This window comes from Actinoplanes sp. NPDC019969, from assembly GCF_055562375.1.
In genome coordinates this window covers 521,664-546,606 of the sequence record NZ_JBVHFK010000001.1, presented here as the reverse complement: position 1 = coordinate 546,606, position 24,943 = coordinate 521,664, and the positions used below count along the sequence as shown (strand labels likewise).

24 protein-coding genes and 1 tRNA gene are annotated in these 24,943 nt (G+C 70.2%); 17 read left to right on the top strand and 8 right to left on the bottom strand.

The genetic code is table 11. The annotated features are described in order from the left end of the window. The first annotated feature begins 37 nt into the window (after positions 1-37). A complete protein-coding gene (gene rsmI, locus ACZ3II_RS02540) occupies positions 38-895 on the top strand; it encodes a 16S rRNA (cytidine(1402)-2'-O)-methyltransferase (protein ID WP_465515848.1) in 858 nt (285 codons plus the stop codon). A gap of 1 nt (position 896) precedes the next feature. Here rsmI and ACZ3II_RS02535 read toward each other — a convergent pair whose 3' ends face one another. Then, a complete protein-coding gene (locus ACZ3II_RS02535) occupies positions 897-1,790 on the bottom strand; it encodes a hypothetical protein (RefSeq protein ID WP_465515847.1) in 894 nt (297 codons plus the stop codon). Positions 1,791-1,910: 120 nt separating this feature from the next. On the opposite strand from ACZ3II_RS02535, the gene metG reads away from it, so the two are divergent. After that, a complete protein-coding gene (gene metG, locus ACZ3II_RS02530; protein WP_465515846.1) occupies positions 1,911-3,713 on the top strand; it encodes a methionine--tRNA ligase in 1,803 nt (600 codons plus the stop codon). On the opposite strand, the gene ACZ3II_RS02525 is transcribed toward metG, so the two are convergent. Further along, on the bottom strand, positions 3,714-4,748 hold the full coding sequence (locus ACZ3II_RS02525; protein ID WP_465515845.1) for a hypothetical protein: 1,035 nt from the start codon (positions 4,746-4,748) through the stop codon (positions 3,714-3,716). Positions 4,749-4,818: 70 nt separating this feature from the next. On the opposite strand from ACZ3II_RS02525, the gene ACZ3II_RS02520 reads away from it, so the two are divergent. Further along, positions 4,819-5,715, top strand: coding sequence for a TatD family hydrolase (locus ACZ3II_RS02520; RefSeq protein WP_465515844.1), 897 nt, complete (start codon positions 4,819-4,821; stop codon positions 5,713-5,715). A 113-nt stretch (positions 5,716-5,828) separates the two neighbouring features. Here ACZ3II_RS02520 and ACZ3II_RS02515 read toward each other — a convergent pair whose 3' ends face one another. Continuing rightward, positions 5,829-6,257 (bottom strand): hypothetical protein, encoded by a 429-nt coding sequence (locus tag ACZ3II_RS02515; protein ID WP_465515843.1) that lies wholly within the window; start codon positions 6,255-6,257, stop codon positions 5,829-5,831. A gap of 60 nt (positions 6,258-6,317) precedes the next feature. On the opposite strand from ACZ3II_RS02515, the gene rsmA reads away from it, so the two are divergent. From rsmA to ACZ3II_RS02495, 4 genes are all read left to right on the top strand, one after another. Then, positions 6,318-7,208 (top strand): 16S rRNA (adenine(1518)-N(6)/adenine(1519)-N(6))-dimethyltransferase RsmA, encoded by an 891-nt coding sequence (gene rsmA / locus ACZ3II_RS02510; RefSeq protein WP_465515842.1) that lies wholly within the window; start codon positions 6,318-6,320, stop codon positions 7,206-7,208. Between the two features lie 73 nt (positions 7,209-7,281). Further along, entirely contained in the window at positions 7,282-8,235 is a 954-nt protein-coding gene (locus ACZ3II_RS02505) for a 4-(cytidine 5'-diphospho)-2-C-methyl-D-erythritol kinase (RefSeq protein ID WP_465515841.1), read from the top strand. Positions 8,236-8,242: 7 nt separating this feature from the next. Continuing rightward, a complete protein-coding gene (locus ACZ3II_RS02500) occupies positions 8,243-10,036 on the top strand; it encodes an ABC-F family ATP-binding cassette domain-containing protein (RefSeq protein WP_465515840.1) in 1,794 nt (597 codons plus the stop codon). Between the two features lie 85 nt (positions 10,037-10,121). After that, positions 10,122-10,583, top strand: a complete 462-nt coding sequence (locus ACZ3II_RS02495; RefSeq protein ID WP_465515839.1) for a DUF4383 domain-containing protein — start codon at positions 10,122-10,124, stop codon at positions 10,581-10,583. A gap of 23 nt (positions 10,584-10,606) precedes the next feature. Here ACZ3II_RS02495 and ACZ3II_RS02490 read toward each other — a convergent pair whose 3' ends face one another. Next, positions 10,607-11,209, bottom strand: coding sequence for a TetR family transcriptional regulator (locus ACZ3II_RS02490; protein WP_465516588.1), 603 nt, complete (start codon positions 11,207-11,209; stop codon positions 10,607-10,609). 184 nt (positions 11,210-11,393) lie between these two features. On the opposite strand from ACZ3II_RS02490, the gene ACZ3II_RS02485 reads away from it, so the two are divergent. The 10 genes from ACZ3II_RS02485 (at position 11,394) to cysN (ending at position 21,562) form a co-directional block, all read left to right on the top strand. Then, on the top strand, positions 11,394-12,260 hold the full coding sequence (locus tag ACZ3II_RS02485) for a helix-turn-helix domain-containing protein (protein ID WP_465515838.1): 867 nt from the start codon (positions 11,394-11,396) through the stop codon (positions 12,258-12,260). Between the two features lie 17 nt (positions 12,261-12,277). Then, positions 12,278-12,349 (top strand) — tRNA-Gln (locus ACZ3II_RS02480). 86 nt (positions 12,350-12,435) lie between these two features. Continuing rightward, complete coding sequence (gene glmU, locus ACZ3II_RS02475) at positions 12,436-13,875, top strand: bifunctional UDP-N-acetylglucosamine diphosphorylase/glucosamine-1-phosphate N-acetyltransferase GlmU (protein WP_465515837.1); 1,440 nt, start codon at positions 12,436-12,438, stop codon at positions 13,873-13,875. A gap of 112 nt (positions 13,876-13,987) precedes the next feature. Then, a complete protein-coding gene (locus ACZ3II_RS02470) occupies positions 13,988-14,968 on the top strand; it encodes a ribose-phosphate diphosphokinase (protein ID WP_465516587.1) in 981 nt (326 codons plus the stop codon). Between the two features lie 363 nt (positions 14,969-15,331). Continuing rightward, the gene (locus tag ACZ3II_RS02465; RefSeq protein ID WP_465515836.1) at positions 15,332-15,934 is read left to right on the top strand and encodes a 50S ribosomal protein L25/general stress protein Ctc; all 603 of its coding nucleotides are present in this window, start codon (positions 15,332-15,334) and stop codon (positions 15,932-15,934) included. Positions 15,935-16,018: 84 nt separating this feature from the next. Beyond that, positions 16,019-16,606, top strand: a complete 588-nt coding sequence (gene pth / locus ACZ3II_RS02460; protein ID WP_465515835.1) for an aminoacyl-tRNA hydrolase — start codon at positions 16,019-16,021, stop codon at positions 16,604-16,606. Between the two features lie 91 nt (positions 16,607-16,697). Then, positions 16,698-18,389, top strand: a complete 1,692-nt coding sequence (locus ACZ3II_RS02455) for a sugar transferase (protein WP_465515834.1) — start codon at positions 16,698-16,700, stop codon at positions 18,387-18,389. A 24-nt stretch (positions 18,390-18,413) separates the two neighbouring features. After that, positions 18,414-19,304 (top strand): 3'(2'),5'-bisphosphate nucleotidase CysQ, encoded by an 891-nt coding sequence (locus ACZ3II_RS02450; RefSeq protein ID WP_465515833.1) that lies wholly within the window; start codon positions 18,414-18,416, stop codon positions 19,302-19,304. 48 nt (positions 19,305-19,352) lie between these two features. Then, positions 19,353-20,264 carry a sulfate adenylyltransferase subunit CysD gene (gene cysD, locus ACZ3II_RS02445; RefSeq protein WP_465515832.1) on the top strand — a complete coding sequence of 304 codons (912 nt, stop codon included), beginning with the start codon at positions 19,353-19,355 and terminating at the stop codon, positions 20,262-20,264. Next, the gene (cysN, locus tag ACZ3II_RS02440; protein WP_465515831.1) at positions 20,264-21,562 is read left to right on the top strand and encodes a sulfate adenylyltransferase subunit CysN; all 1,299 of its coding nucleotides are present in this window, start codon (positions 20,264-20,266) and stop codon (positions 21,560-21,562) included. Before cysD ends, cysN begins: the two co-directional genes overlap by 1 nt. Here the strand turns inward: cysN and ACZ3II_RS02435 are convergent. From ACZ3II_RS02435 to galE, 4 genes are all read right to left on the bottom strand, one after another. Then, a complete protein-coding gene (locus ACZ3II_RS02435) occupies positions 21,559-22,359 on the bottom strand; it encodes an ATP-binding protein (protein WP_465515830.1) in 801 nt (266 codons plus the stop codon). The genes cysN and ACZ3II_RS02435 overlap by 4 nt on opposite strands. 122 nt (positions 22,360-22,481) lie before the next feature. Further along, the gene (locus ACZ3II_RS02430) at positions 22,482-22,667 is read right to left on the bottom strand and encodes a hypothetical protein (RefSeq protein WP_465515829.1); all 186 of its coding nucleotides are present in this window, start codon (positions 22,665-22,667) and stop codon (positions 22,482-22,484) included. A gap of 37 nt (positions 22,668-22,704) precedes the next feature. After that, positions 22,705-23,847 carry a galactokinase gene (gene galK, locus ACZ3II_RS02425; RefSeq protein WP_465516586.1) on the bottom strand — a complete coding sequence of 381 codons (1,143 nt, stop codon included), beginning with the start codon at positions 23,845-23,847 and terminating at the stop codon, positions 22,705-22,707. A gap of 2 nt (positions 23,848-23,849) precedes the next feature. Next, a complete protein-coding gene (gene galE / locus ACZ3II_RS02420) occupies positions 23,850-24,824 on the bottom strand; it encodes a UDP-glucose 4-epimerase GalE (protein ID WP_465515828.1) in 975 nt (324 codons plus the stop codon). Positions 24,825-24,943 lie beyond the last annotated feature (119 nt).

Genomic DNA, 24,943 nt, shown 5'->3' with positions numbered 1-24,943 from the left:
GCCGTCGGCGCGTCCTGCCATGTGATGGACTTTTGCGATGCCAGATGCAGAAGAAGCCGGCGGCCGGGTGATCCTGGCGGGGGCCCCGCTGGGCAACACCGGCGACGCCTCGGCCCGCCTCCGTGAGGTCCTGGCCTCGGCGGACGTGATCGCCGCGGAGGACACCCGGCGGCTGAGCCGGCTCGCCAAGGACCTCGGCGTCACGGTGGGCGGCCGGGTGGTCTCCTACTTCGAGGGCAACGACGAGCGGCGTACGCCCGAACTGGTCGAGGCCTTGAAAGAGGGCGCCGTGGTCGCCGTGGTCACCGACGGCGGCATGCCGAGCGTCTCCGATCCCGGCTTCCGTCTGGTCCGGGCCGCGCTCGACGCCGGCTTCCCGGTCACCGCGGCGCCCGGCCCCAGCGCGGTGACCACCGCGCTGGCCCTCTCCGGGCTGCCCAGCGACCGGTTCGTCTTCGAGGGCTTCCTGCCCCGCTCCGGCTCGAACCGGCGCTCCCGCCTGCGTGAACTCGCCGCCGAACCGCGCACCCTGGTCTTCTTCGAGGCCCCGCACCGGATCGCCGGCGCGCTGGAGGACCTCACGGCGATCTTCGGCGCCGACCGGCCGGCCGCGATCTGCCGGGAGCTGACCAAGACGTACGAGGAGATCCGCCGGGACACCCTCGGCGCGCTGGCGGCGGGCGCTGCCGCGGATCCACCGCGCGGCGAGATCACCCTGGTGGTGGCGGGTGCGCCGGCCGGGCCGGCGGCCGCGCCGGACGACGCCGAGCTGCGGGCCGAGGTGGCCCGGCGGGAGGCGGCCGGGACGTCCCGGCGGGACGCGATCCAGGAGGTCGCCGACGCGTACGGTCTGCGCAGACGCGAGGTCTACGCCCTGGTCCACGACAAGAGCTGAGTCAGTACGCGGCCACGAGGAACCCGCCCAGCAGCAGCAGTGGCCCGAGGAAGCTGGCGATCACCGCGGTGCGCCGGGCCCTGGTCGGCAGCCGGCGTGCCCCGGTCGTCTCCGCGATGCCGTACCCGCAGATCAGCACGAGCAGGAAGCCCAGCCCCCAGCGCAGGTGCATTAGCGGGCCGGCCGGGGCGGTGTAGGCCTGGGTGCTGCCCGGGCTCACCATCCGGGCCGGGGAGATCGCGCCCGGCTGCCGGGCCGGGCCGGCGATGCCCAGCAGGGTCACCCGGGAGACGGTGAAGCCGCCGTCGGCGGTGGCGAACCGCCCGGTGCAGCGCTGGGTCAGGCCGTCGCCGTGGCAGCGGGTGGTGGTCGCGTACCCGGTGTCGCCGTGTCCCACCGCCAGCCAGAACGGCTCCGCGCTGACCCAGCCGAAGAACGCGGCCACCAGGCTCAGCAGCACCAGGGAGAGCAGCGCGGACAGCGGGTTGTGGGCCGGCCGGCGACGGCGCCGGCCGGGCGGCCGGTCGACCACGGCGACCTCGGTCGCGGCGCGTTCCTCCTCGCTGAGCCAGAACGGCGAGTTCTCCATCCGTTCCAGCCGGGCCTCGACCACCGGTGACCCGGTCACCTCCGGCAGCGGCGTCGCCTGCGCCGGCTTCTCCGCAACCGGCTCCGCGTCGATGATCATCAGCTCGTCGACGGTGGCCAGCCGCTCGTTGTTCAGGTGCCCGGTCAGGTCGCGGGCCCCGGCGGCGTGGGCGACGGCGGGCAGGCCGTCCATGACGGGACCGTCCCGGCCGTCGTTGCGCCACCAGGTGACGTCAGGGTCGGAGAGGGTCCACGGGTTGCCCTGACTGCGGGGCGTTTCCCCTGGCTGCGGCACGTTTCCGGTCACCCGCCCATTGAACGACGCGGTCCCGCCGGGAGCACGTCACTGATCGGGCGTGTCGGGACAAATCGGCACACGGACGATCCGTTGGCGGGCTCCGCCGGGCGGTCACTACGCTTGTACGTCATGAGTCACGTTCTCGCCGCGGTTGCCTGGCCCTACGCCAACGGCCCGCGCCACATCGGCCATGTTTCCGGCTTCGGCGTTCCGTCCGACGTTTTCAGCCGGTACATGCGGATGGCCGGCCACGACGTGCTCATGGTGTCCGGCACCGACGAGCACGGCACCCCGATCCAGGTCCAGGCCGACGCCGACGGGGTCACCCCGCGCCAGCTCGCCGACCGCTACAACCGGGTCATCGTCGAGGATCTGCACGGGCTCGGTCTCTCCTACGACCTGTTCACCCGCACCACCACCCGCAACCACTACGCGATCGTCCAGGAGCTGTTCGAGGGCCTGCACGCCAACGGGTACATCGTCGCCCGCACCACCCTCGGCGCGATCTCCCCGTCCACCGGCCGCACCCTGCCCGACCGCTACATCGAGGGCACCTGCCCGATCTGCGGCTACGAGGGCGCCCGCGGCGACCAGTGCGACAACTGCGGCAACCAGCTCGACCCGGAGCAGCTGGTCAACCCGCGCTCCCGGATCAACGGCGAGACCCCCCAGTTCGTCGAGACCGAGCACTTCTTCCTCGACCTGCCGGCCTTCGCCGAGGCGATCGGCGGCTGGCTCGACCAGCGGGAGAACTGGCGGCCCAACGTCCTCAAGTTCTCCCGCAACCTGCTCGACGACCTGCAGCCCCGCGCGATCACCCGGGACCTGGAGTGGGGCGTCCCGATCCCGCTGGACGGCTGGCGCGACCGCAACGACAAGCGGATCTACGTCTGGTTCGACGCCGTCATCGGCTACCTGTCGGCGTCCATCGAGTGGGCGCGGCGCACCGGCGACCCGGAGGCGTGGCGGCAGTGGTGGTCCGCCGACGCGCAGGGCAAGGACGCGCTCGGCTACTACTTCATGGGCAAGGACAACATCGTCTTCCACTCGGTGATCTGGCCGGCCCTGCTGCTCGGCTACTCCGGCGAGGGCGACAAGGGCGGCACGGCCGGCGGCTTCGGCAGGCTGAACCTGCCGACCGAGGTCGTCTCCAGCGAGTACCTGACGATGGAGGGCAAGAAGTTCTCCTCGTCGCGCCGGGTGGTCATCTACGTGCGCGACTTCCTGGAGCGCTACGACGCCGACGCGCTGCGCTACTTCATCGCCGCCGCCGGCCCGGAGTCCAACGACACCGACTTCACCTGGGCCGAGTTCGTCCGCCGCAACAACGACGAGCTGGTCGCCGGCTGGGGCAACCTGGTCAACCGGTCCATCTCGATGGCGGCGAAGAACTTCGGCGCGATCCCCGCACCGGGTCCGCTGACACCCGAGGACGAGGCGGTGCTCGCCGTCGCCAAGGCCGGTTTCGGTACGGTCGGCGAGCTGATCGGCAAACACCGGCAGAAAGCCGCGATCGGCGAGGCGATGCGGGTCGTCGCCGAGGCCAACAAGTACCTGTCCGAGCAGGCCCCGTGGAAGCTGAAGTCCGACGAGGACAAGCCCCGCCAGGCCACCGTCCTGTTCGTCGCCCTGCAGGTGATCAGCGACGCCAACACGCTGCTCACCCCGTTCCTGCCGCACTCCGCGCAGAAGGTGTTCGAGCTGCTCGGCGGTGAGGGCGTGCACGCCCCGATGCCGCGGATCGAAGAGGTCGAGGACCTCGACGGCGGCCCGTCCTACCCGGTGCTGACCGGCGACTACAAGGTCGGCGCCCGCTGGGAGTCGGTGCCGGTGGTGCCGGGCACCCCGCTGGCCGCCCCGAAACCGGTCTTCCGCAAGCTCGAGCCGTCGGTCGTCGAGGAGGAACTGGCCCGCCTCGGCGAAGGCAACTGATCAGATCTGGTACGCGATCTCCGCGATGTGGTGATCGGCCAGTTCGTCGACCGGCGCCCAGGACTCGTAGATACCCCGCTCGTAGCACCGGGCGCCGGTCGCGTTGATCGCGTCGGCGTCCGGGCGCAGCAGCCGCAGCCGGGCCCACGTCTCGTCGCGCTGCAGCACCCAGCAGGCCGCGCCACGCCAGCGGGCCTGCTCGGCGCGGCGGCTCAGGGTCTGCACCGGATAGCGGGCGGCACGGGTCAGCGCCCGTACCCGGAACTCGCCCGGCGGATCGGCGACCGCCTCGTACTCCTGATCGTTGATCCGGCCCACCAGACGCGCCGAACCCGGGGCCGTGCACGGCACGTACTCGCGGTCCGGGCTGCCGCCGGGGATCTCCGACAGCAGGCCGCGCCACCGGGGCCCGGCCAGCCGCAGCCAGCCGTTCTGCTCCGGCTGGAAGGTGTAGAGCACCACCTCGTCACCGCCCGGAACGTACGCCAGGATCTGCGCGTTCGCCGGCAGCGGCAGATCGGCGAACCCGGCCGTCACATACTCCGGGATCAGATCGTCGGTGCTCGGCGTGAAACCGGTGCCGAGCACCATCGCCCCGATCCGCGAATGACCGGGCAACGCGGCCAGCCCCGGGTGCGCGGGCGCCGCCGGCACCTCGTAGTCCAGCGGGTCGATCGCCCGCCAGCGCAACGCGAACGTCACCTGCCCGTCGGTCGCGCCGTCGGTCCGCAGCAGGCCCAGTTGGTCGGGTTCGCGCAGGTGCGCGATGTCGCTGGAGCGGTAGCAGAAGCCGTACGGCAGCCAGCCCCCGAGATGACCGGCGACCTGGGCCGGGGAGAGCACCTTGGTCATCCGGGTGCCCCGGCGGATCGCCGCCGTGGCCCGGATGCCGCGCAGCACCGGATCGTCGCGGTACCCCACCGACTGGCTCATCGACTGCACCTGCTGCCAGCTGATGTCCCGGCGCAGCGGCGCCATCAGGGGTGGGTCGAGCGGGTCCGAACCCAGCTCACTGTCCTCACCGGTCACGGTCACGGGGCGCAACGTAAGTGACGGCGGTGGATATCGGATGAACGGCCGGTTACCGAAAAACGGGGCGTGCACAATGTCTCACATGCCTTCGCCATCGGAATCGCGCCGCAAGAAGGACTCCCGCCGTTCCGGGGAGTTCCCGCCCGCGCCCGAGCCGCTCGCCGTCCCGGTCTTCGACAGCCACACCCACCTCGACCTGACCGTCCAGGAGGCCGGAGTGCCCGGCGACGCCGCCGGCGACCCGGTCGAGGCGCTGATCGCGGCAGCCGCCAAGAGCGGAGTGGACCGGCTGGTCCAGGTCGGAGTCGACGTCACCTCGTCACGGTGGGGCGCCGACCTGGCCGAGGCGAACAACGCCGTGCTCGCCACGGTCGCCCTGCACCCGAACGAGGCGCCCCGGCTGTCCGACCTGGACGAGGCACTGCGCGAGATCGAATCGCTGGCGGCCCGGCCCCGGGTCCGCGGCGTCGGCGAGACCGGACTGGACACCTTCCGGACCGGCGAGGACGGGCGGGCCGCGCAGGAGGAGAGCTTCCGCGCGCACATCGCCATCGCCAAGCGGTACGGCAAGGCCCTCGTCATCCACGACCGGGACGCCCACGCCGACGTGCTGCGCGTCCTGGACTCCGAGGGCGCCCCGGACCGGGTGGTGCTGCACTGCTTCTCCGGCGACGCCGAGTTCGCCGCCGAATGCGTACGCCGCGGCTACTACCTGAGCTTCGCCGGGACGGTCACCTTCGCCAGCGCCGCCAACCTGCGCGAAGCGGCCGCGATCACCCCGCCCGGGCAGATGATGGTGGAGACCGACGCGCCGTACCTGACGCCGATCCCGTACCGGGGCCGCCCCAACGCGTCCTACCTCGTCCCGCTGACCATGCGGCTGCTCGCCGAGACCACCGGCGCCGACCTGGACACCCTCTGCGCCACCATCTCCGCCAACGGCGACACCGTCTTCGGCAGCTGGCGCTGACCCCGCGTGTGGAGTTCGGCCGTCCTACACGCCGCAACTCCACACACCGGTTCCGGCCTCCTGCCCGTGTGTGGAGTTCGGCCGCTATGCGCGCCGCAACTCCACACGCTGCGTCAGTCGGGTTCGACCCAGGCGGCGGTGCCCAGCTCGCGGCTGAGCTGCTCGAGCTGGGTGGCGAAACCGGTCGGCGCAGCGTGCAGCGGGCCACGGGCCACCATCCGCACCGCCCAGCGATGACCCGGGGCGACGTTGTAGATCCGGTGGACCACCAGCGCGCCACGCGGATCCGGCTCGATCGAGGTGACCCCGCGATACCACCATTCGCCCTGCAGCGTCACCGAACGGGCCTGGTGATCGATCGAAACGGTGACCCGGCTGCCCTCCCGGATCATCACGAACTCGTCGCCGCCGTCCTCGGTCAGCTCGGTCGGGCCGGGCGCCGCCAGCGGTGACCGCCCGCCGGGCCGGGCGTCCAGCAGCACCGCGGCGACCTCGTCCGGTGTCGCTTCCACCACTCCACGCAGTTCCAGCAACTCCACCATCACTCCATTCCTACCCGGCGGTGTCCAGCCGCCCGGGCCGGCCACCGTAGGCTCTGCGACATGGCTGATTCACTTCTCGGCCCGGCGGAGATCCGGGACCTGGCCGCGCGCCTCGGAGTCGCGCCGACCAAGAAGCTCGGCCAGAACTTCCTGCACGACCCGAACACCATCCGGCGCATCGTCGCCGCCGCCCAGCTCCGACCCGACGACGTGGCGCTGGAGATCGGCCCCGGGCTCGGCTCGCTCACCCTCGGCCTGGTCGGCGCGGTCCGGCACGTGCACGCCGTGGAGATCGACCCCACCCTCGCGAAAGCGCTGCCGGAGACCGTCGCCGCGCCGCACCTCACGGTCCACCTCGCCGACGCGCTCAAGGTCACCGGCGACCGGTTCGACCCGGCGCCGACGATGCTCGTGGCGAACCTGCCGTACAACGTGGCGGTCCCCGTGGTGCTGCACCTGCTCGCCGAACTGCCCACGCTCCGCGGCGGCCTGGTGATGGTGCAGAAAGAGGTCGCCGACCGGCTCACCGCCGGCCCGGGTTCGAAGGTGTACGGCGTCCCGTCGGTGAAACTCGCCTGGTACGCCGCCGCCAAACCGGCCGGGAAGGTGCCGCCGGCGGTGTTCTGGCCGGTGCCCAACGTGGACTCCGGCCTGGTCTTCTTCGCCCGCCGGGAACAGCCCGCCGCAGCCGCCGGCCGGGCCGCCGTGTTCGCCGTGGTGGACGCCGCGTTCGCGCAACGGCGCAAGACCCTGCGGGCCGCACTGGCCGGCTGGGCCGGCGGCCCCGACAAGGCCGAGTCCGTGCTGCGGGCGGCCGGCGTGAGCCCACAGGCGCGCGGCGAGTCCCTCACGGTCGGCGAGTTCGCCGCGATCGCGGCGGAGGCAAAACTGTCGGGGTACGGCGGTAAGCTCACCCCGTCCCGCGCAGAGCCCGAGGAGGTCGACTCATGACAGCCGTGCCGCCCGGCGAATCCGATACGGAGCTGGTGTTGAGCAAGCCGTTCGCGACCCGGGACAGCACTCCGTGACGGAGGCGTGGGGACCGGACGACGACGAGCCCCGCCCGCACCGCGGCCCGGTCAAGGTGCGCGTCCCGGCCAAGATCAACCTGCACCTCGGGGTCGGCCCGCTACGACCCGACGGCTACCACGAGCTCAACACCGTCTACCACGCGATCAGCCTGTTCGACGAGCTCACCGCCCGCCGCGGCGACACCCTCACCCTCACCATGGAAGGCGAGGGCACCGGCGAACTCGAACTCGACGAGTCAAACCTGATCATCCGGGCCGCCCGGGCGCTCGCCGCCCGCCGGCGCGTGCCCGCCTACGCCCGGCTGCACCTGCGCAAGAGCATCCCGCTGGCCGGCGGCCTGGCCGGAGGCAGCGCCGACGCCGCCGCCACCCTCATCGCCTGCGACCTGCTGTGGGGCCTCGGCATGTCCCGCGACGAACTGGCCGAGGTCGGCGCCGAACTCGGCTCCGACGTGCCGTTCCTGCTGCACGGCGGCACCGCCCTGGGCACCGGCCACGGCGAGGCGGTCAGTCCCATCCTGGCCCGCCCCACCGTCTGGCACTGGGTGGTGGCGATCGCCGACGGCGGCCTGTCCACCCCCGCCGTCTACCGCGAACTCGACCGGCTCCGCGCCACCGACCAGCCCGCGCCGCCCGTCCCCCTCGGCGGCACCGACCGGCTCATGGCCGCGATGCGCCAGCGCGACCCCGAAGTGCTCGGCGAAGCCCTCGGCAACGACCTGCAAGCCGCCGCCCTCTCCCTCCGCCCGCAACTGGCCGACGTGCTCAAAGCCGGCCACGAGGCCGGCGCGATCGCCGGCATCGTCTCCGGCTCCGGTCCGACCTGCGTCTTCCTCGCCGCCGACGCCGCACACGCCCAGGAGATCGCCGACGGGCTCACCGCGGCACGCGTCTGCCGGGCCGCCGTCACCGCCCGCGGACCCCAGCCCGGCGCGCGGGTAACCTAGAGGCATCGTGGCCAACATCATCAACCTGGACCGGGTCAGCAAAGGTTACGGCGCCGCCGGCCAGTTGCTCACCGACGTTTCGCTCGGCCTGGACGACGACGCCCGCATCGGCATCGTCGGCCTCAACGGCGCCGGCAAATCGACTCTGCTCCGCATGCTCGCCAAAACCGAGGAGCCCGACTCCGGCCGGGTCACCCACCGCCGTGACCTCCGCGTCGCGACCCTGCCCCAGACGCTCGACCTCGCCGGCGAACTCACCGTCCGCGACGTCGTGCTCGGCACCGCCTGGCTGCCGCAGAGCATGGGCGCCGAACACGAGTGGGCCGGCGACGCCGGGGTGCGCACCATCCTCGACGGGCTCGGCATGGGCCACCTCGGCCTGGACACCCCCGTCGGGCCGATGTCCGGCGGCGAACGCCGCCGCGTCGCCCTCGCCGCCCTGCTCGTCCGCGAGAGCGACCTGCTGATCCTCGACGAGCCCACCAACCACCTCGACGTGGCCGGCGTCGACTGGCTCGCCAAACACCTGCTGACCCGCCGGGGCGCCCTGCTCGTCGTCACCCACGACCGCTGGTTCCTCGACGCCGTCTGCACCATGACCTGGGAGGTCGTGGACGAGCAGGTGCACACCTACGAAGGCGGATACGCCGCCTGGATCCTCGCGCGCGCCGAACGCCAGCGCATCGCCGCCTCCGTCGAGGCCCGCCGGCAGAACCTGCTCCGCAAAGAGATCGCCTGGCTGCGCCGCGGCCCACCGGCCCGCACGTCGAAACCGAAATTCCGCATCGACGCGGCCAACGCGCTGATCGCCGACGTGCCCCCCGCCCGCGACCAGGTCAGCCTCCAGCGCCTGGCCACCACCCGGCTCGGCAAACAGGTCTACGACCTGGAACGCGTCGAACTGAAAGCCGGACCCAAACCGATCTTCCAGGACCTGACCTGGCAGGTCGGGCCCGGCGACCGGATCGCCATCCTCGGCGCCAACGGGGCCGGCAAGACCACCCTGCTGCGCATGCTCGCCGGCGTCACCACCCCCGACGGCGGCCGCCTGATCACCGGATCGACGGTGCGGCCCGCCTTCCTCTCCCAGGAGCTCAAAGAGCTGCCCGGGCACCTGCGCCTGCTCGAAGCCGTCGAGGAAGTCGCCAAACGGGTGAAACTCGGCGACCGGGAACTCTCCGCCGGCCAGCTCGCCGAAGTCTTCGGATTCACCGACAAGCGGATCTGGACACCCGTCAGCGACCTGTCCGGCGGCGAACGGCGGCGACTGCAGATGCTGCGCCTGCTCGCCACCGAACCCAACGTGCTCCTCCTCGACGAGCCCACCAACGACCTCGACACCGACACCCTGGCCGCGCTGGAAGACCTGCTCGACTCCTGGCCCGGCACGATGGTCGTGGCCAGCCACGACCGATACCTGGTCGAGCGGGTCACCGACACCGTCTACGGCATGTTCGGCGACGGGAAGATGGTCCACCTCGTCGGCGGCGTCGACGAATACCTGGCCCGGGTGGCCACGCCGGCTGCTCCGGGCGTACCCCCCAAGGGTGCGCCGCAAGCGGCGCAGACCGGAAACGGCCTCACCTCCGGTGAGTTGCGCCAGGCCAAGAAGGATCTGGCGAAGCTCGAACGCCAGATGGAGAAGCTCTCCGAGAAAGAAGCCAAGATCAACGAGAGCCTGGCCGTGCACGGCAGCGACTACGACAAGCTCGTCGAACTGGAAGCTCAGCTCAAAGCCGTGCAACAGGAGAAGGCCGACACCGAAGAAGCCTGGCTCGAACTCGCGGAACAGTTGTCGTAATTCGTGATCCGGGGGGTGTGCCTGCGCCGCTTGTCGGGGATACGCGAGAATCGACGCGAAGACACCTGACCTTGGAGACGGAACCATGGCGCACACCCCGGTCAATCACCCGCTTCGGCCGATCTACCGGATCGTCGGCTTCATCACCGGGGCCTACCTGGTGGCGTTCGGCATCATCGGGTTCATCACCACCTCGGGTGAGGCCTTCACCGGGCCCGGCGCGCGCGTCCTCGGCCAGGGCAGCAACATGGCCTGGTCGATCGTCTCGCTCGCACTCGGCGCGATCGTCCTGCTCGGCACCGCCGTCGGCCGCAACATCGACGTGGCCATCGACCAGTACCTGGGCTGGGGCCTCCTGGTCCTCGGCAGCTACGAACTGTGCGTGCTCCGCACCGACAACGTGAACTTCTTCGGATTCACCATGTCCACGGTGATCGTCACCTACCTCGTCGGCCTGCTGCTGATCACCGTCAGCCTCTACAGCAAGTCGGCGCCGCAATCGCAGGCCGGCGCCCCGCGCCAGGTACGCGAAGGCCGCACCGCCTGACCACTGATCCGTCGCCGGGTCCCTCAGCGGACCCGGCGGGTCAGCGGCTCCGGCTTCGGCTCCAAGTGCGACAGGCCGTTCCAGGCCAGATTCACCAGATGCGCGGCCACCACCTCCTTCTTCGGCTTACGCGCCTCCCGCCACCACTGCCCCACCAGCGCCACCATCCCCACCAGCGCCTGTGAGTAGAGCTCCGCGAGCTTCGCGTCCAGACCCCGGCTCTTGAACTCGGCGCCCAGAATGTGCTCCGCCTGATGAGCCACGTCGTTCATCACGCTCGAGAAGCTGCCCGACGCCGACAACAACGGCGAATTACGGACCAGCACCTGAAAACCGTGCGGCTCCTCGTCGATGTAATCCAGCAGCGCCAACGTCGCCTGCTCCAGCAGCTCCCGCGGATGACCCGCGGTGAGCGCCGCGGCGATCCGATCCAGCAGCGCGCGCACCTCACGGTCCACGACCACCGCGTACAGGCCCTCCTTGCCGCCGAAGTGCTCGTAGACCACCGGCTTCGACACCTTCGCCCGGGCCGCGACCTCCTCCACGCTGGTCGCGTCATAGCCCCGCTCGGCGAACAGCTGACGACCGACGGTGATCAGCTGCTCGCGGCGCTGGGCAGCCGGCATCCTGATCCGTCGTTGCCTGTCGATGGAGTCCCCGCGCTCAGTCACCGGCCCATCCTGCCAGCAGCGGCACATCGATCGACTTGCCAACCGAATCACGCCCCTTGTAACCTAGCTATGCGCCTAGCTGATATGCAGCTAGGTGCTGAGTGTTCAGATTCTGCACAGCTAGAGAGCGGGGGCTCTTGTGGACAAGAAAGAGATGCGTGACGAGGCGCGCCGGCTGCGGGTCGACCCGGGGCTGTCGCGATCACAACTGATGAAGATCTTCGGGGTGAGCAACGGGACGCTGACGGACTGGTTGCGCGGCATCGAGCCGCCGGAGTGGACCCGCCGGCCGAACGCGAAGGACGATGTGCGGCGCGAAGCTGCCGCGCTGCGCGAGGCCGGATGGTCGATCAACGACATCGCTGCCAAGCTGGGTGTCGCAAAATCGACAGCGTTCAGGTGGGCCGGTCACATTCCGCTCGATCAAGACACGGAACGGGCCCGGGAGAAACGTGAGCAGGCGGAGAAGCGGATCGCCGGGCGCTGGGACGATTACCGGACTGATCGCGATCGGCGGCAGGCCGAGGTGTGGGAAGAGGCTGCCCATGATGTCGGCCGGCTTTCGGAGCGGGACGTGTTGCTGCTGGGGGCCGTCGCCTACTGGTGTGAGGGCTCGAAATCCAAGCCGTGGGCACGTAACGATCGGCTGGTCATCATCAACAGCGATCCTGGCCTGCTCCAGCTGCATCTGCGCTTCCTGCAACTGGGTGGATTCAGGCCGGACGGCCTCAACTACCGCGTGCACATCCATGAGACAGCCGACGCGGGGGCGGCTGCCGAATGGTGGGCCGAGCGGCTGGCGATCCCCCTCGAGCGCTTCCGGTCGCCGACGATCAAGAAGCACAAGCCGCTGACCAGGCGGGGCAACGTTGGCGCGGACTACCACGGCTGTCTGGTCATCGAGGCGCCCAAGTCCCGCTTGTTGTATTGGCGGATGGAGGGCGTGGCCCGGGCCATCGCCCGGCAGGCAGCGTCCGCTTTCGGTGTCGGGGAGGAGGGGCGCTAGTCTGTCTTCAGCACTATTCGGCTGTGGTGTAATTGGCAACACTAGCGACTTTGACTCGCTCATTTCAGGTTCGAGTCCTGACAGCCGAGCAAATTTATGATATAGGCCCCTCAGTTGGCCGGGCGGTTGATGTGACGCCGCATGCACGATGCCACCGCGACCCATGGAGTCCAGCGTGAGCCAGGCCCCCAGCCGTACCGTCGTCGTCCTCGCCGCCGGTGAGGGCAAGCGGATGAAGTCCGCGACGCCCAAGGTTCTGCAGCCGCTGCTCGGCCGCACCCTGCTCGGTCACGTCCTGCACGTCGCGTCGGCGATCAACACCGATCGCACCGTGGTCGTCGTCGGGCACAAGGCCGACCAGGTCGGCGCGTTCCTGGCCGAGGCGGCCCCGGCTGCCACGCCGGTGCTGCAGGCCGAGCAGAACGGGACCGGCCACGCCGTGCGGATCGCGCTGGACGCCACCCCCGACCTGACCGGCACCGTGGTGGTGCTCAGTGGTGACGTGCCGCTGCTGCGCCCGGAGACGGTGGAGGCGCTGCTGGCCCGGCACGAGCGGGCCGGCGCGGCGGCGACCGTGTTGAGTGCGGAGGTGGCCGAGCCGGGCGGGCTGGGCCGCATCGTCCGGGGCGCTGACGGCAATCTTGAGCGGATCGTCGAGGCCAAGGACGCGAGCGACGAGCAGCGGCGGATCCGGGAGATCAACTCGGGGATCTACGCGTTCGACGCCGAGTTGCTGCGGGCGGCTCTGGGCAAGTTGTCGACGGACAATGCGCAGGGCGAGGAATACCTGACCGACGTCTTCGGGATTCTGGCGTCCGAGGGACATCCGGTGGCGATCGAGGTGGCCGAGTTCGCGTACGAGACGTTGGGCTGCAACGACCGGGCCGAGCTGGCGCAGTTGCGGGTGCTGATGCGCGATCGGGTGAATGCGGGCTGGATGCGGTCGGGTGTGTTGATCCTGGACCCGGCGACGGCGTGGATCGATGTGACGGCCACTCTGGAGCCGGATGCGGTGGTCGATCAGAACACGCAGATCCTGGGTGTCAGTTCGGTGGCGACGGGTGCGGTGATCGGCCCGGACACCACGCTTGTCGACACGACTGTCGCGGCGGGTGCGACGGTGCTGCGGACTCACTCGATCGGTGCGGAGATCGGGCCGGAGGCGACGGTGGGCCCGTTCTCGTACCTGCGCCCGGGGACCCGGTTGGCCCGCAAGTCGAAGGTCGGCGGTTTCGTGGAGACGAAGAACGCCGAGTTGGGTGAGGGTGCGAAGGTGCCGCATCTGACCTATGTGGGTGACGCGACGATCGGGGCGAAGGCCAATATCGGCGCGGGCACGATCTTCGCGAATTACGACGGGGTGAACAAGAGTCACACCACGGTCGGTGAGGCGGCGTTCGTCGGGTCGGACACGGTGTTGATCGCGCCGGTGGAGATCGGCCCGGGGGCGTACGTGGCCGCTGGTAGCGCTGTGCAGAAGGATGTCCCGGCGGGTCACCTGGGGGTGACGCGGGCGCAGCAGCGCAACATCGAGGGCTGGGTGGCCCGGAAGCGTCCGGGGACGGTGTCGGCGGCGGCTGCCGAGGCCGCGAATATCACCCCTGAGCTGGAGTGATCCAGCCGGGGTGAGGCATCCCACCTGGGGGCCTGGAAACGTGGCGGTTACGTTGCCGCAAGGGATACTTCATGCGAACCCCCTACCCCCTAACCACGGGAGCAGCGAGCCGATGGGCAGCATCGTCGCCGAGAACCGTAAGAGTCTGATGCTTTTCTCCGGCCGGGGTTTCCCCGAGCTGGCGGAGGAGATCGGTCAGGTGCTCGGCGTCGCGCCGACGCCGGCGGATTCGTACGAGTTCGCCAACGGGGAGATTTTCGTCCGGTTCAAGGATTCGGTGCGTGGCTCGGACGCTTTTGTCGTCCAGTCGGTGACCGAGGGTGTGAACCGGTGGGTCATGGAGACCCTGATCATGATCGACGCCTTGAAGCGGGGGTCGGCGAAGCGGATCACCGTGGTTCTGCCGTTCTATCCGTATTCGCGTCAGGACAAGAAGCACCGTGGCCGGGAGCCGATCTCCGCCCGGCTGGTCGCTGACCTGTTGAAGACTGCCGGTGCGAACCGGATTCTCACGGTCGACCTGCACACCGCGCAGATTCAGGGTTTCTTCGACGGGCCGGTGGATCACCTGTTCGCGATGGACATCCTGGCGGACTACGTGCAGAAGAAGTACGCGGGTCGTCCGATGACGGTGGTGGCGCCGGATTCCGGCCGGGTGCGGGTGGCGGAGCGCTGGACGGACCGGCTGGGTGGTTGCCCGCTGGCTTTCATTCACAAGACGCGTGATCCGCTGAAGCCGAATCAGGTGGTGGCGAACCGGGTGGTCGGTGAGGTCGAGGGCCGGGTGTGCCTGATCGTCGACGACATGATCGACACCGGTGGCACGATCGCGAAGGCTGCCGACATCCTGTTCCAGGAGGGTGCGGCGGATGTGATCGTGGCGTCGACGCACGCGCTGTTGTCGGATCCGGCGACGGAGCGGTTGAAGAACAGCCGGATCAGCGAGCTGGTGGTGACGAACACGTTGCCGCTCTCGCCGGAGAAGCGGCTGGACAAGATCACGGTGTTGTCGATTGCTCCGCTTTTGGCGCGGGCGATTCGTGAGGTGTTCGACGACGGTTCGGTGACCACCCTGTTCGGTGGCTTGAGCTGATCGGTGTAGTTCTCCGGACGTCCCTGCCCTACTGGTGCAACTTGCACCAGTAGGGTGATTTTTTCGCAGGCGTCGCTTGCCGGGCGGACCCGCTGACCGATGCACGATCGTGGCAGGTAAGCTAGTGCGGTTGCCACGGCGAGGGTGCCTCGTGGTCTGCTGAGGTTCGCAGTCCACTCGAGGTGCCGTCATCGACGCGGTGCTCCGGGCCTGTGCCCAGCGCGCCCCCTTGCCCGGCAGCGCCAGAAACACCGTCACCCTCGAAGGTATTCACTGCCGTCGAAGGTCCACCGCAGCACTGCCGGATACCGCAGCCGCAGACTTAAGCCGCAGCCCGCATCGAAGAGTTTCAGGAGTTTCCCCGTGTCCGAGGTAAAGATCAGCGCCGAGCCCCGTACCGAGTTCGGCAAGGGTGGTGCCCGCCGCACGCGCCGGGCCGGCCTCGTGCCCGCCGTGCTGTACGGCCACGGCGAGGCGCCGCAGCACATCGCCCTCCCGGCCCGTGAGTTCGCTGCCGCCATCCGCCACGGCGGCATCAACCAGATCTTCACGATCGACATCGCCGGCAACGCGGCGGCCACCCTGGCCCTGCCGAAGGCGATTCAGCGTGACCCGATCCGCGACACCTTCGAGCACGTCGACCTGCTCATCGTGAAGCGTGGCGAGCGCATCCAGGTGGACATCACCGTCGTGCTGACCGGTGAGGCCGCCAAGAACACCCTGATCGTGCACGAGTCGAACACTGTCGCGGTGGTCGCCGAGGCGCTGCACCTGCCGGGTGAGCTGGAGGTGTCGATCGAGGGCCTGGAGGCCGGTTCGCACATCACCGCCGGCGACGTGAAGCTGCCGAAGGGTGTCGAGCTGGCGGTCGACGCGGAGACCGTGCTCGCGGTCATCAACGCGGCCCAGTCGAACGAGGCTCCGGCTGAGGACGAGGCTCCGGCCGAGGGTGACAGCGCGGAGTAATTCTGTCGCGCAGCAGCGGTAAGCCAGATATCAGGGAAAGTGCCGTCCGGCACTTTCCCTGATGTGTATGTGGAGGCGAGAGGGTTGAGCGACGAGTCGCCCTGGCTGGTTGTCGGGCTGGGCAACCCGGGCCGGGAGTATGCCGGTAACCGGCACAACGTGGGTTTCATGGTGGCTGATCTGCTGGCGTCGCGGATCGGCGGGAAGTTCGGCCGGGCGAAGCGGGCGCAGACCGAGGTTGCCGAGGGTCGGCTGGGCTTCGGCGGGCCGAAGTTGATCCTGCTCAAGCCGCTGACCTACATGAACCTGTCGGGGGCGCCGGTGGTGGCGTTGTCACAGTTCTTCAAAGTGCCGGTGGCTCAGGTGATCGCCGTGCATGATGAGCTGGATGTGCCGTTCGGGCAGGTTCGTGCCAAACGGGGCGGAGGCGAAGGCGGCCACAACGGGCTCCGTTCGATGTCGAAGTCGCTGGCGAGCAAGGAGTACGCGCGCGTCCGGTTCGGGATCAGCCGGCCTCCGGGCCGCCAGGACCCGGCCGACTATGTGCTCTCCGACTTCTCCGCGGTGGAGCGCAAGGAGCTGGACTTCCTGGTGGACCGGGCGGCGGACGTGGTCGAGGCGGTTGTTCTCGAGGGCGTCGAGTGGGCGCAGAACAAGTACCACGGGGTCTGATCTGTCCATCCCGTGACGCGGCTGCCATCCGTCCGTTGGTCACACGGGCGCCCGAGAGCGGTGCGCGGGCCGAGGTGACGGGGGATCAGGGATGTCGCAGGACGTGTCCGAGAATCGGACGGACGCGTTCACCGGCGACCGTCCACTGAACTCGGGGCCGCAGCGCCGGCCGGCCGCTCATCGCAGTGGCCGTAACAGCAGGATCCCCGGCCCGGCGGGGGGCGTGGAGAACGCGCCGCCCCGGGTCGTGCGGGAGAGCCCGGAGCCGGCCCGGAACCAGGCCGTCGACCGGCATCTGACCAGGGCCCGTAACCGGTCGATGGCGACCCGCCCGGCGAACCGGCCGTTCGTCCGGGTCCCGGGCCGGCACGCGGCGATGTCGCGGCGGCAGGACTGGGAGCGCCGGTACGTGCGGGCTCTCGTCCTCGCCGATCTGGGCGCCGGGGTGGCGGCGGGGGCGGGCACGTTCGCTGTCCGGTTCGGTGATGTGGTCACCGAGTGGAACCGGATGTACCTGATCTGGTCGGCGCTGCTGCCGGTGGTCCTGTTGCTGGTGCTGGTGGCGGCCCGGGCGTACGAGCGGCGCTATCTGTTCGTCGGTTCGGACGAGTATCAGCGGGTGCTGCGGGGCGGCACCGGGTTGATCGGCGGGGCGGCCGTGGTGTCGTACGCCCTCAATCTGGATCTTGCCCGGTCGTATGTCCTTGTCGCGTTCCCGTTGGCGATTGCCGCGATCGTGGTGTTGCGGTTCGTCCTGCGGAAGCGGCTGCATCTGGCCCGGTCGCGGGGGGAGAACCTCCGCCGGGTGATCGTCGTCGGTCATGAGCTGTCTGTCATCGGGATCACCCGGCAGCTGCGCCGGGAGCGGTACCACGGGCTGGAGGTGGTGGGCGCGTGCCTGCCGCCGGGCGCGGACGGGATCGGGGTGACCGATCCGCCGGTGTACGGCACGTTCGAGGATGTGGCGAACGCCGTGGAACGCGCCGACGCCGACACCGTCGTCGTGTTGAGCTGCCCGGAGCTGGACGGCGCGGCGGTGCGCCGGCTGGCGTGGCGGCTGGAGCGGGACGAGGTGGATCTGGTGGTGGCCAGCGCGCTCGTCGACGTGGCCGGCGCGCGGACCACGATCCGGCCGTTCGACGGCCTGCCGATGCTGCATGTCGAGCATCCGCGGCTGCATGGCGGGTCGCGGTTGGTGAAGGACCTGGTCGATCGAATCGGGGCGGCCGTGCTGCTGATCCTTCTCGGTCCGGTGCTTCTCGCCGTGGCGCTCTGCGTGGGCCTTACGTCCCGTGGCCCGGTACTCTTTCGCCAAGTGCGTGTGGGACGAGATGGCCGTCTTTTCCGGATCTTCAAGTTCCGCAGCATGTACGTCGACGCCGAGGCCCGGCTTGCCGAGCTGAGGCACCTCAACGAGCACGACGGTGTGCTCTTCAAAATCCGCGACGACCCGCGTGTCACCCCGGTCGGGCGCTGGTTGCGCCGGTTCTCCCTGGATGAGCTGCCGCAACTGCTCAACGTCCTGTCGGGTCGGATGTCGCTGGTCGGTCCGAGGCCGCCACTGCCGACGGAGGTGGCCGCCTACGCCGACGACGTGCGGCGCCGCCTGGCCGTGAAGCCGGGCATGACCGGTCTCTGGCAGGTGTCGGGCCGGTCGGACCTCTCCTGGGAGGAGGCGGTCCGGCTGGATCTGCGCTATGTCGAGAACTGGTCGCTGAGCCTGGATCTGGTGATCCTGCTCAGGACCGTGACCGCGGTGGTGCGGTCGTCGGGAGCGTACTGACGTGCAGAAGTGAGGAGCGAGACGATGGGCGAGCAGACGAAGGAGTCCGCACGCGTAGCCGGGCAGCGGGAGCCGCACGAGGGTGGCGCTCCACCGGTCATCGACGCCGCGTTCGCCCGCTGGCTGGCCGACCGGGCCGGTCAGGTGCTTCTCCAGGTCCGTGCCGAGATGGGTCACGCCGACGGCAAGGCGCTCAAGGCCGCCGGTGACCAGGCCGCCCACCAGTTGCTGCGGGCCGAGCTGGCGCGCTGGCGCCCGGCGGACGCGGTGCTGTCCGAGGAGGACGAGCACGCCCGGGTGGCGTGGACCGAGGGCGACACGGCGCTGGCCCGCCCGGACCGGCTCGGTGCCAACCGGGTCTGGATCGTCGACCCGCTGGACGGCACCCGCGAGTTCTCCGAGGAGGGCCGCGACGACTGGGCGGTGCATGTGGCGCTGTGGACCGCCGACTCGTCGGCGCCGGCCCGGCTGACCGCGGGGGCGGTGGCCATGCCGGCCCGGCACTGCACGCTCGCCACCGACAATCCGCCCGCCTACCCGCCGATGCCGCTGGAGTCGGCGACCGGCGGGGCGATCCGGATCGCCGCGAGCCGGACCCGGCCGCCGGCTTTCGTCACCGCGCTCGCCGAGGACATCGGCGCGGAGCTGGTGCCGATGGGCTCGGCCGGGGTGAAGATCGCCGCGGTGATCAACGGCGAGGCGGACGCGTACGTGCACGCCGGGGGCCAGTACGAGTGGGATTCGGCCGCGCCGGTCGCTGTGGCGCTCGCCACCGGCCTGCACGCGTCCCGCATCGACGGCTCTCCGCTGACCTACAACCAGGCCGACACCAAGTTGCCTGACCTGGTCGTTTGTCGTAAAGATCTCGCTCCTCGGTTGCTTGCTGCACTGCAGAGGCACCTTCCGTCACAATGACGTCTGCCCTGCCCGGCTGACACCGGAGAAAGGTCTGGGACAGAACCCATGAGCCAGACGAAGCCCTATCGCGTATCACATCTCGATGCTCTCGAAGCGGAGAGCATCTTCGTCATGCGTGAGGTCATGGCCGAGTTCGAGCGCCCGGTGCTGCTCTTCTCCGGCGGCAAGGACTCGATCGTGATGCTGCGCCTCGCGGAGAAGGCGTTCGCGCCGGCGCGCATCCCGTTCCCGGTGATGCACGTCGACACCGGTCACAACTTCCCCGAGGTCCTGGAGTACCGGGACTCCCGGGTCGCCTCGCTCGGCCTGAACCTGGTGGTCGCCAGCGTGCAGGAGGCGATCGACGCCGGTCAGGTGCGGGAGCTGCCGGACGGCACCCGCAACCGGATCCAGACGCCGGTGCTGCTCGCCGCCGTGGAGAAGTACCGGTTCGACGCCCTGTTCGGCGGCGCCCGCCGGGACGAGGAGAAGGCCCGGGCCAAGGAGCGGATGTTCAGCTTCCGTGACGAGTTCGGCCAGTGGGACCCGAAGAATCAGCGGCCCGAGCTGTGGGCGCTGTACAACGGGCGGCACCACCCGGGCGAGTCGATCCGTGTCTTCCCGCTGTCCAACTGGACCGAGCTGGACGTGTGGCACTACATCGCCAAGGAGCGGATCCCGCTGCCGAGCATCTACTACGCCCACGACCGTGAGGTCGTCGAGCGGAACGGGATGTTCTACGCGGTCAACGAGTTCATCCAGCTGCGTGACGGCGAGACGTCGGAGGTCCGCCGGGTGCGTTACCGGACGGTCGGCGACGCCTCGCAGACCGCTGCCGTGCTCTCCGAGGCCGACACGGTGGAGAAGGTGATCGACGAGGTCGCCGCCACCCGGATCACCGAGCGTGGCGCGACCCGCGGCGACGACAGGGTCAGCGAAGCCGCGATGGAAGACCGTAAGCGAGAGGGTTACTTCTGATGAGCCAGGCAGTTCTCGAGCCTGACGCCGCCGCCTCCCGCGGCATGGACCTGCTGCGGTTCGCCACCGCCGGAAGCGTCGACGACGGCAAGTCCACGCTCATCGGCCGGCTGCTGTACGACACCAAGACGATCTTCGAGGACCAGCTCGAGGCGGTGGAGAGCGCCAGCGCGTCCCGCGGCGACGAGTACACCAACCTCGCGCTGCTCACCGACGGCCTGCGCGCCGAGCGGGAGCAGGGCATCACGATCGACGTGGCGTACCGGTACTTCGCGACGCCGCGGCGCAAGTTCATCATCGCCGACACCCCCGGGCACATCCAGTACACCCGGAACATGGTCACCGGCGCGTCCACCGCCGACCTGGCGCTGATCCTGGTCGACGCGCGCAAGGGCCTGGTCGAGCAGTCCCGCCGGCACGCGTTCCTGACCAGCCTGCTGCGGGTGCCGCACCTGGTCCTGTGTGTCAACAAGATGGACCTGGTCGACTGGGACCAGAAGGTGTTCGAGCGGATCGCCGACGAGTTCACCTCGTTCGCGGCCAAGCTGGACGCCCCGGACCTGACGATCATCCCGATCTCCGCGCTGAACGGCGACAACATCGCCTCCCGCTCGGAGAACAGCCCGTGGTACGAGGGCCCGTCGCTGCTGCACCACCTGGAGCACGTGCACATCGCCAGCGACCGCAACCTGGTCGACGTGCGCTTCCCGGTGCAGTACGTGATCCGCCCGCAGTCGACCACGGTCACCGACTACCGCGGCTACGCCGGTCAGGTCGCCTCTGGCATCCTCAAGCCCGGCGACGACGTGATGGTCCTGCCCTCCGGCCTGACCAGCACGATCGCGTCGATCGAGACCGCCGACGGCCCGGTCGGTGAGGCGTTCCCCCCGATGTCGGTGACGGTCCGGCTGAACGACGAGATCGACATCTCGCGTGGTGACATGATCTGCCGGCCGAACAACGCGCCGGCGGTCGCCCAGGACATCGAGGCGATGGTCTGCTGGATGGACGAGTCGGCCCCGCTGCGGGTCGGCGGCAAGTACGCGATCAAGCACACCACCCGGACCGCCCGGACCGTGGTCCGCGGCCTGCAGTACCGCCTCGACGTGAACACGCTGCACCGCGACGACTCGGCCGGTGAGCTCAAGCTCAACGAGATCGGCCGGGTGAAGCTGCGGACCACCGTGCCGCTGCTGGCCGACGAGTACCGGCGCAACCGGACCACCGGTGGCTTCATCCTGATCGACGAGAGCACCAACCGTACGGTCGGCGCCGGAATGATCATCGAGGCCCGCTAGGAAGCGGGCCTGACCGTCGCCCAGACGACCTTGCCGGTCTCGGCCGGCACGGCGCCCCACTGGGCGGCGGTCTGCTCCACCGTCCGCAGCCCGCGGCCCCGCTCGTCGAGCGGCACGCCCGGGCGCGGACGGGACGGGCGCACGATCCGGGGCAGCGACGGGTTCCCGTCGGCCACCGTGAGCTGCAGCCCGTTGCCGCGCCGGGCCACCGTCACCCGGATCTCGGTGCCGGCGTGCTCGACCGCGTTCGTCACCAGCTCGGACATCACCAGCCGGCTGGGATGCAGCAACCGCGCCAGGCCCCACGACAGGCAAGCGTCGCTGACCAGGTCACGGGCCAGGCTGGGAGCCTCCGGATCGGGGCACAGCGTCGCGGTGAGCCGTTCGTCGCCGGGGATCCGGCCGGCCAGCGCCACCCGGGCCTGACCGACCTTGGCGTAGACCGGCAGGAAACGGCCGGCGCTCAGCCCCTGCATGCGATCGGCGAGCGGCAGGTCCGGTGGCACGCAGAGGGCCATGTGGACCGGCGGCTGCAGGTCGGCGGCGAACTGCCGGGCGGTGGTCCAGGTCGGCGCGCTCTCGCTGCGCGGGTCGAGCAGCCCGGACAGGTCGACGATCAGGCCGTCCGGGTGGTCGGTGAAGCAGCGGCGCAGCGAGACGGACGCGTTCAGGCGCAACTGCGCGTCCCACGGCCCGCGGACCGTGAGGAGCGAGACCGCGGCGTCCGCGGCAGTGTCGGCGCTGACACTGACACCTTGCTCGGTGTGATCGTGAAGATACGGTGGGCTTACCCCCATGCCGTTACCATAGTCCCGTGCCCGCTCCCCGGGCCCTGGTCTCGCTCCTGCGGGTGATCAGGCGAAAGGCGCCGGTGGTCCGGCGAACGGCTGATCTCCTACCCCGGACGGGTGTCCTCCGGTCAGCCGTTGTCCCGATCGGTGGCGTCCTCGATCGCGGTCGTGAACGGGCCGGTGAGGTCGTCGGCGGGCACCGCGATGTCCTCGGCGTCGCCGGTGTGCTCCGGGCGCGGCTCCGGTCCGGTGCCCTCACCGGCGAAGCCGAACTCGTTGGGCTCGTTCTGCTGCGGGTGCTGTTCGGTGGTCATGAAACCGGGCATACCCGCAGCAGAACGATCCGAAGCGTCAGATCCGGGTGGCGCCCGGCCCGGCGGTCGCGACCCAGCTGGTGGGAGCGGTGAAACCCTTTTCCCGGTACGCGTCCGCGACCGCGGCCGCGGTCACCTCGGCCCGCCCGGCGTCGATCAGTGCCAGCACGCAGCCACCGAAGCCGCCACCGGTCATCCGGGCGCCGTACGCCCCGGCGTCCAGCGCCGCCTGCACCGCCACGTCCACCTGGTCCACGGTGATCTCGAAGTCGTCGCGCATCGAGGCGTGCGAGGCGGTCAGCAGCGGGCCGATCTCGCGGACCCGGCCGGAGCGCAGCAGCGCGACGGTGTCCAGGACGCGCTGGTTCTCGGTGACGATGTGCCGGGCCCGGCGGCGCAGCACGTCGTCACCGAGCCGGTCCAGGGCTGCCGGCAGTTCCGCGGTGGAGACGTCGCGCAGGGCCGGGACGCCCAGGGCCGCCGCGGCCGCCTCGCAGCTCTTGCGGCGCTCGCCGTACTCGCCGTCGACGTGCTGGTGCGGGGCGTTGCTGTTGATCACCAGGATGGCCAGGCCCGCGGCGGCCAGGTCGAACGGGATCTGCTCGATCGCGTAGCTGCGGCAGTCCAGGAACAGTGCCCGGCCCTCCTGGCAGCGGATCGACGCGGACTGGTCGAGGATGCCGGTGGGCGCGCCGACGTACACGTTCTCGGCGCGCTGCGCGATGGCCGGCCGGCGTTCCAGGGCGACGTCCAGGCCGCCCAGGTCGACCAGCGCGGTCAGGACGGCCGACTCCAGCGCGGCCGACGACGACAGCCCGGAGCCGAGCGGCACGTCCGAGGCGAGAGCGATGCGGGCCGGCGGCACCTCGAAGCCGGCGTCCTGCAGGGCCCAGACCACCCCGGCGACGTACGCGCCCCAGCCGGTCACCTCACCCGGCTCGGTGACGCCGAAGGTCACCGGCTCGCCGCCCAGCGTCGAGCAGACCGACCACCTGCCGTCCGGCGCGGGCCCGGCCGCCGCGACGGTGCGCTGCGGCAGCGCGAAGGGCAGCACGAAACCGTCGTTGTAGTCGGTGTGCTCGCCGATCAGGTTGACCCGTCCGGGAGCCGCCCACAGCCCGGCCGGCTCCTCCCCGTACGCCTCGAGAAAAGCCGCCCTGGCGGCCTCGGGAATGCTCATGCTCACGCCACGTGCTTCCGGTAGAAGGTCCACGCGTCGCCGATCATGTCCGGGAGGGTGTTCTTCTCCGGGACCCAGCCCAGCTCCTCGCGGGCCAGGGCCGACGACGCGACCAGGGTGGCCGGGTCGCCGTCGCGGCGCGGGGCGATCTCGACCGGGATCGCCGCCCCGGTGACCTCGCGGGCCGCCTCGACGACCTGCCGGTTGGAGAAGCCGTTGCCGTTGCCCAGGTTGTAGATGCGGTGCTCGCCGGCGACCGTCTTGTCCAGCGCCAGCAGGTGCGCCCGGGCCAGGTCGGCCACGTGGATGTAGTCGCGCACACAGGTGCCGTCGACCGTGGGATAGTCGTCGCCGAACAGCTGGAGCTTCGCCCGCTTGCCGGCGGCGGCCTGCAGGGTGATCGGGATCAGGTGGGTCTCCGGGTCGTGCCGCTCGCCGATCTCATGGCTGTCGCTGATGTAGGCGCCGGCCACGTTGAAGTAGCGCAGCGAGATCGCGGCCAGGCCGTGCGCGAAGGTCTCGGAGGTGAGAGCCAGGTCGAAGGCGAGCTTCGTCGACCCGTACGTGCTGGTGGGGGCCTTGGCCGCGGACTCGGTGATGGGCAGCTCGACCGGGTTGCCGTAGACCGCGGCGGTGGACGAGAAGATCATCCGGGGCACCTTCGCGGCGCGCACCGCGTCGAGCAGGGCCAGCGACTTGACCATGTTCTCGTGCCAGTAGAGGCCCGGCTGGGCCATCGACTCGCCGGCCGCGATCAGCCCGGCGAAGTGCAGGACGGCGTCGAACCCGGCGTCCGGGGTGAGGACCTGCGCGGCGTCGGCGATGTCGGCGTGGACGAACGTGGCGTCGGGGGCGACTGCCTCACGGAAGCCGGTGCGCAGGCTGTCCAGCACGACGACCTCGTGGCCGGCGTCGAGCAGCAGCCTGCTGGTCACGCTGCCGACGTAGCCGGCGCCGCCGGTGACGAGCAATTTCACGGCTCAGGACCTTTCCCTAGTCAATACGGCCATAGAATCCCCCAGAATCGCTCATAGGTCAACAGGTTCGAACATCGCCGCTCCCGGGTAGGGGATTCGCGAATTCCGGGCCGGGGCTG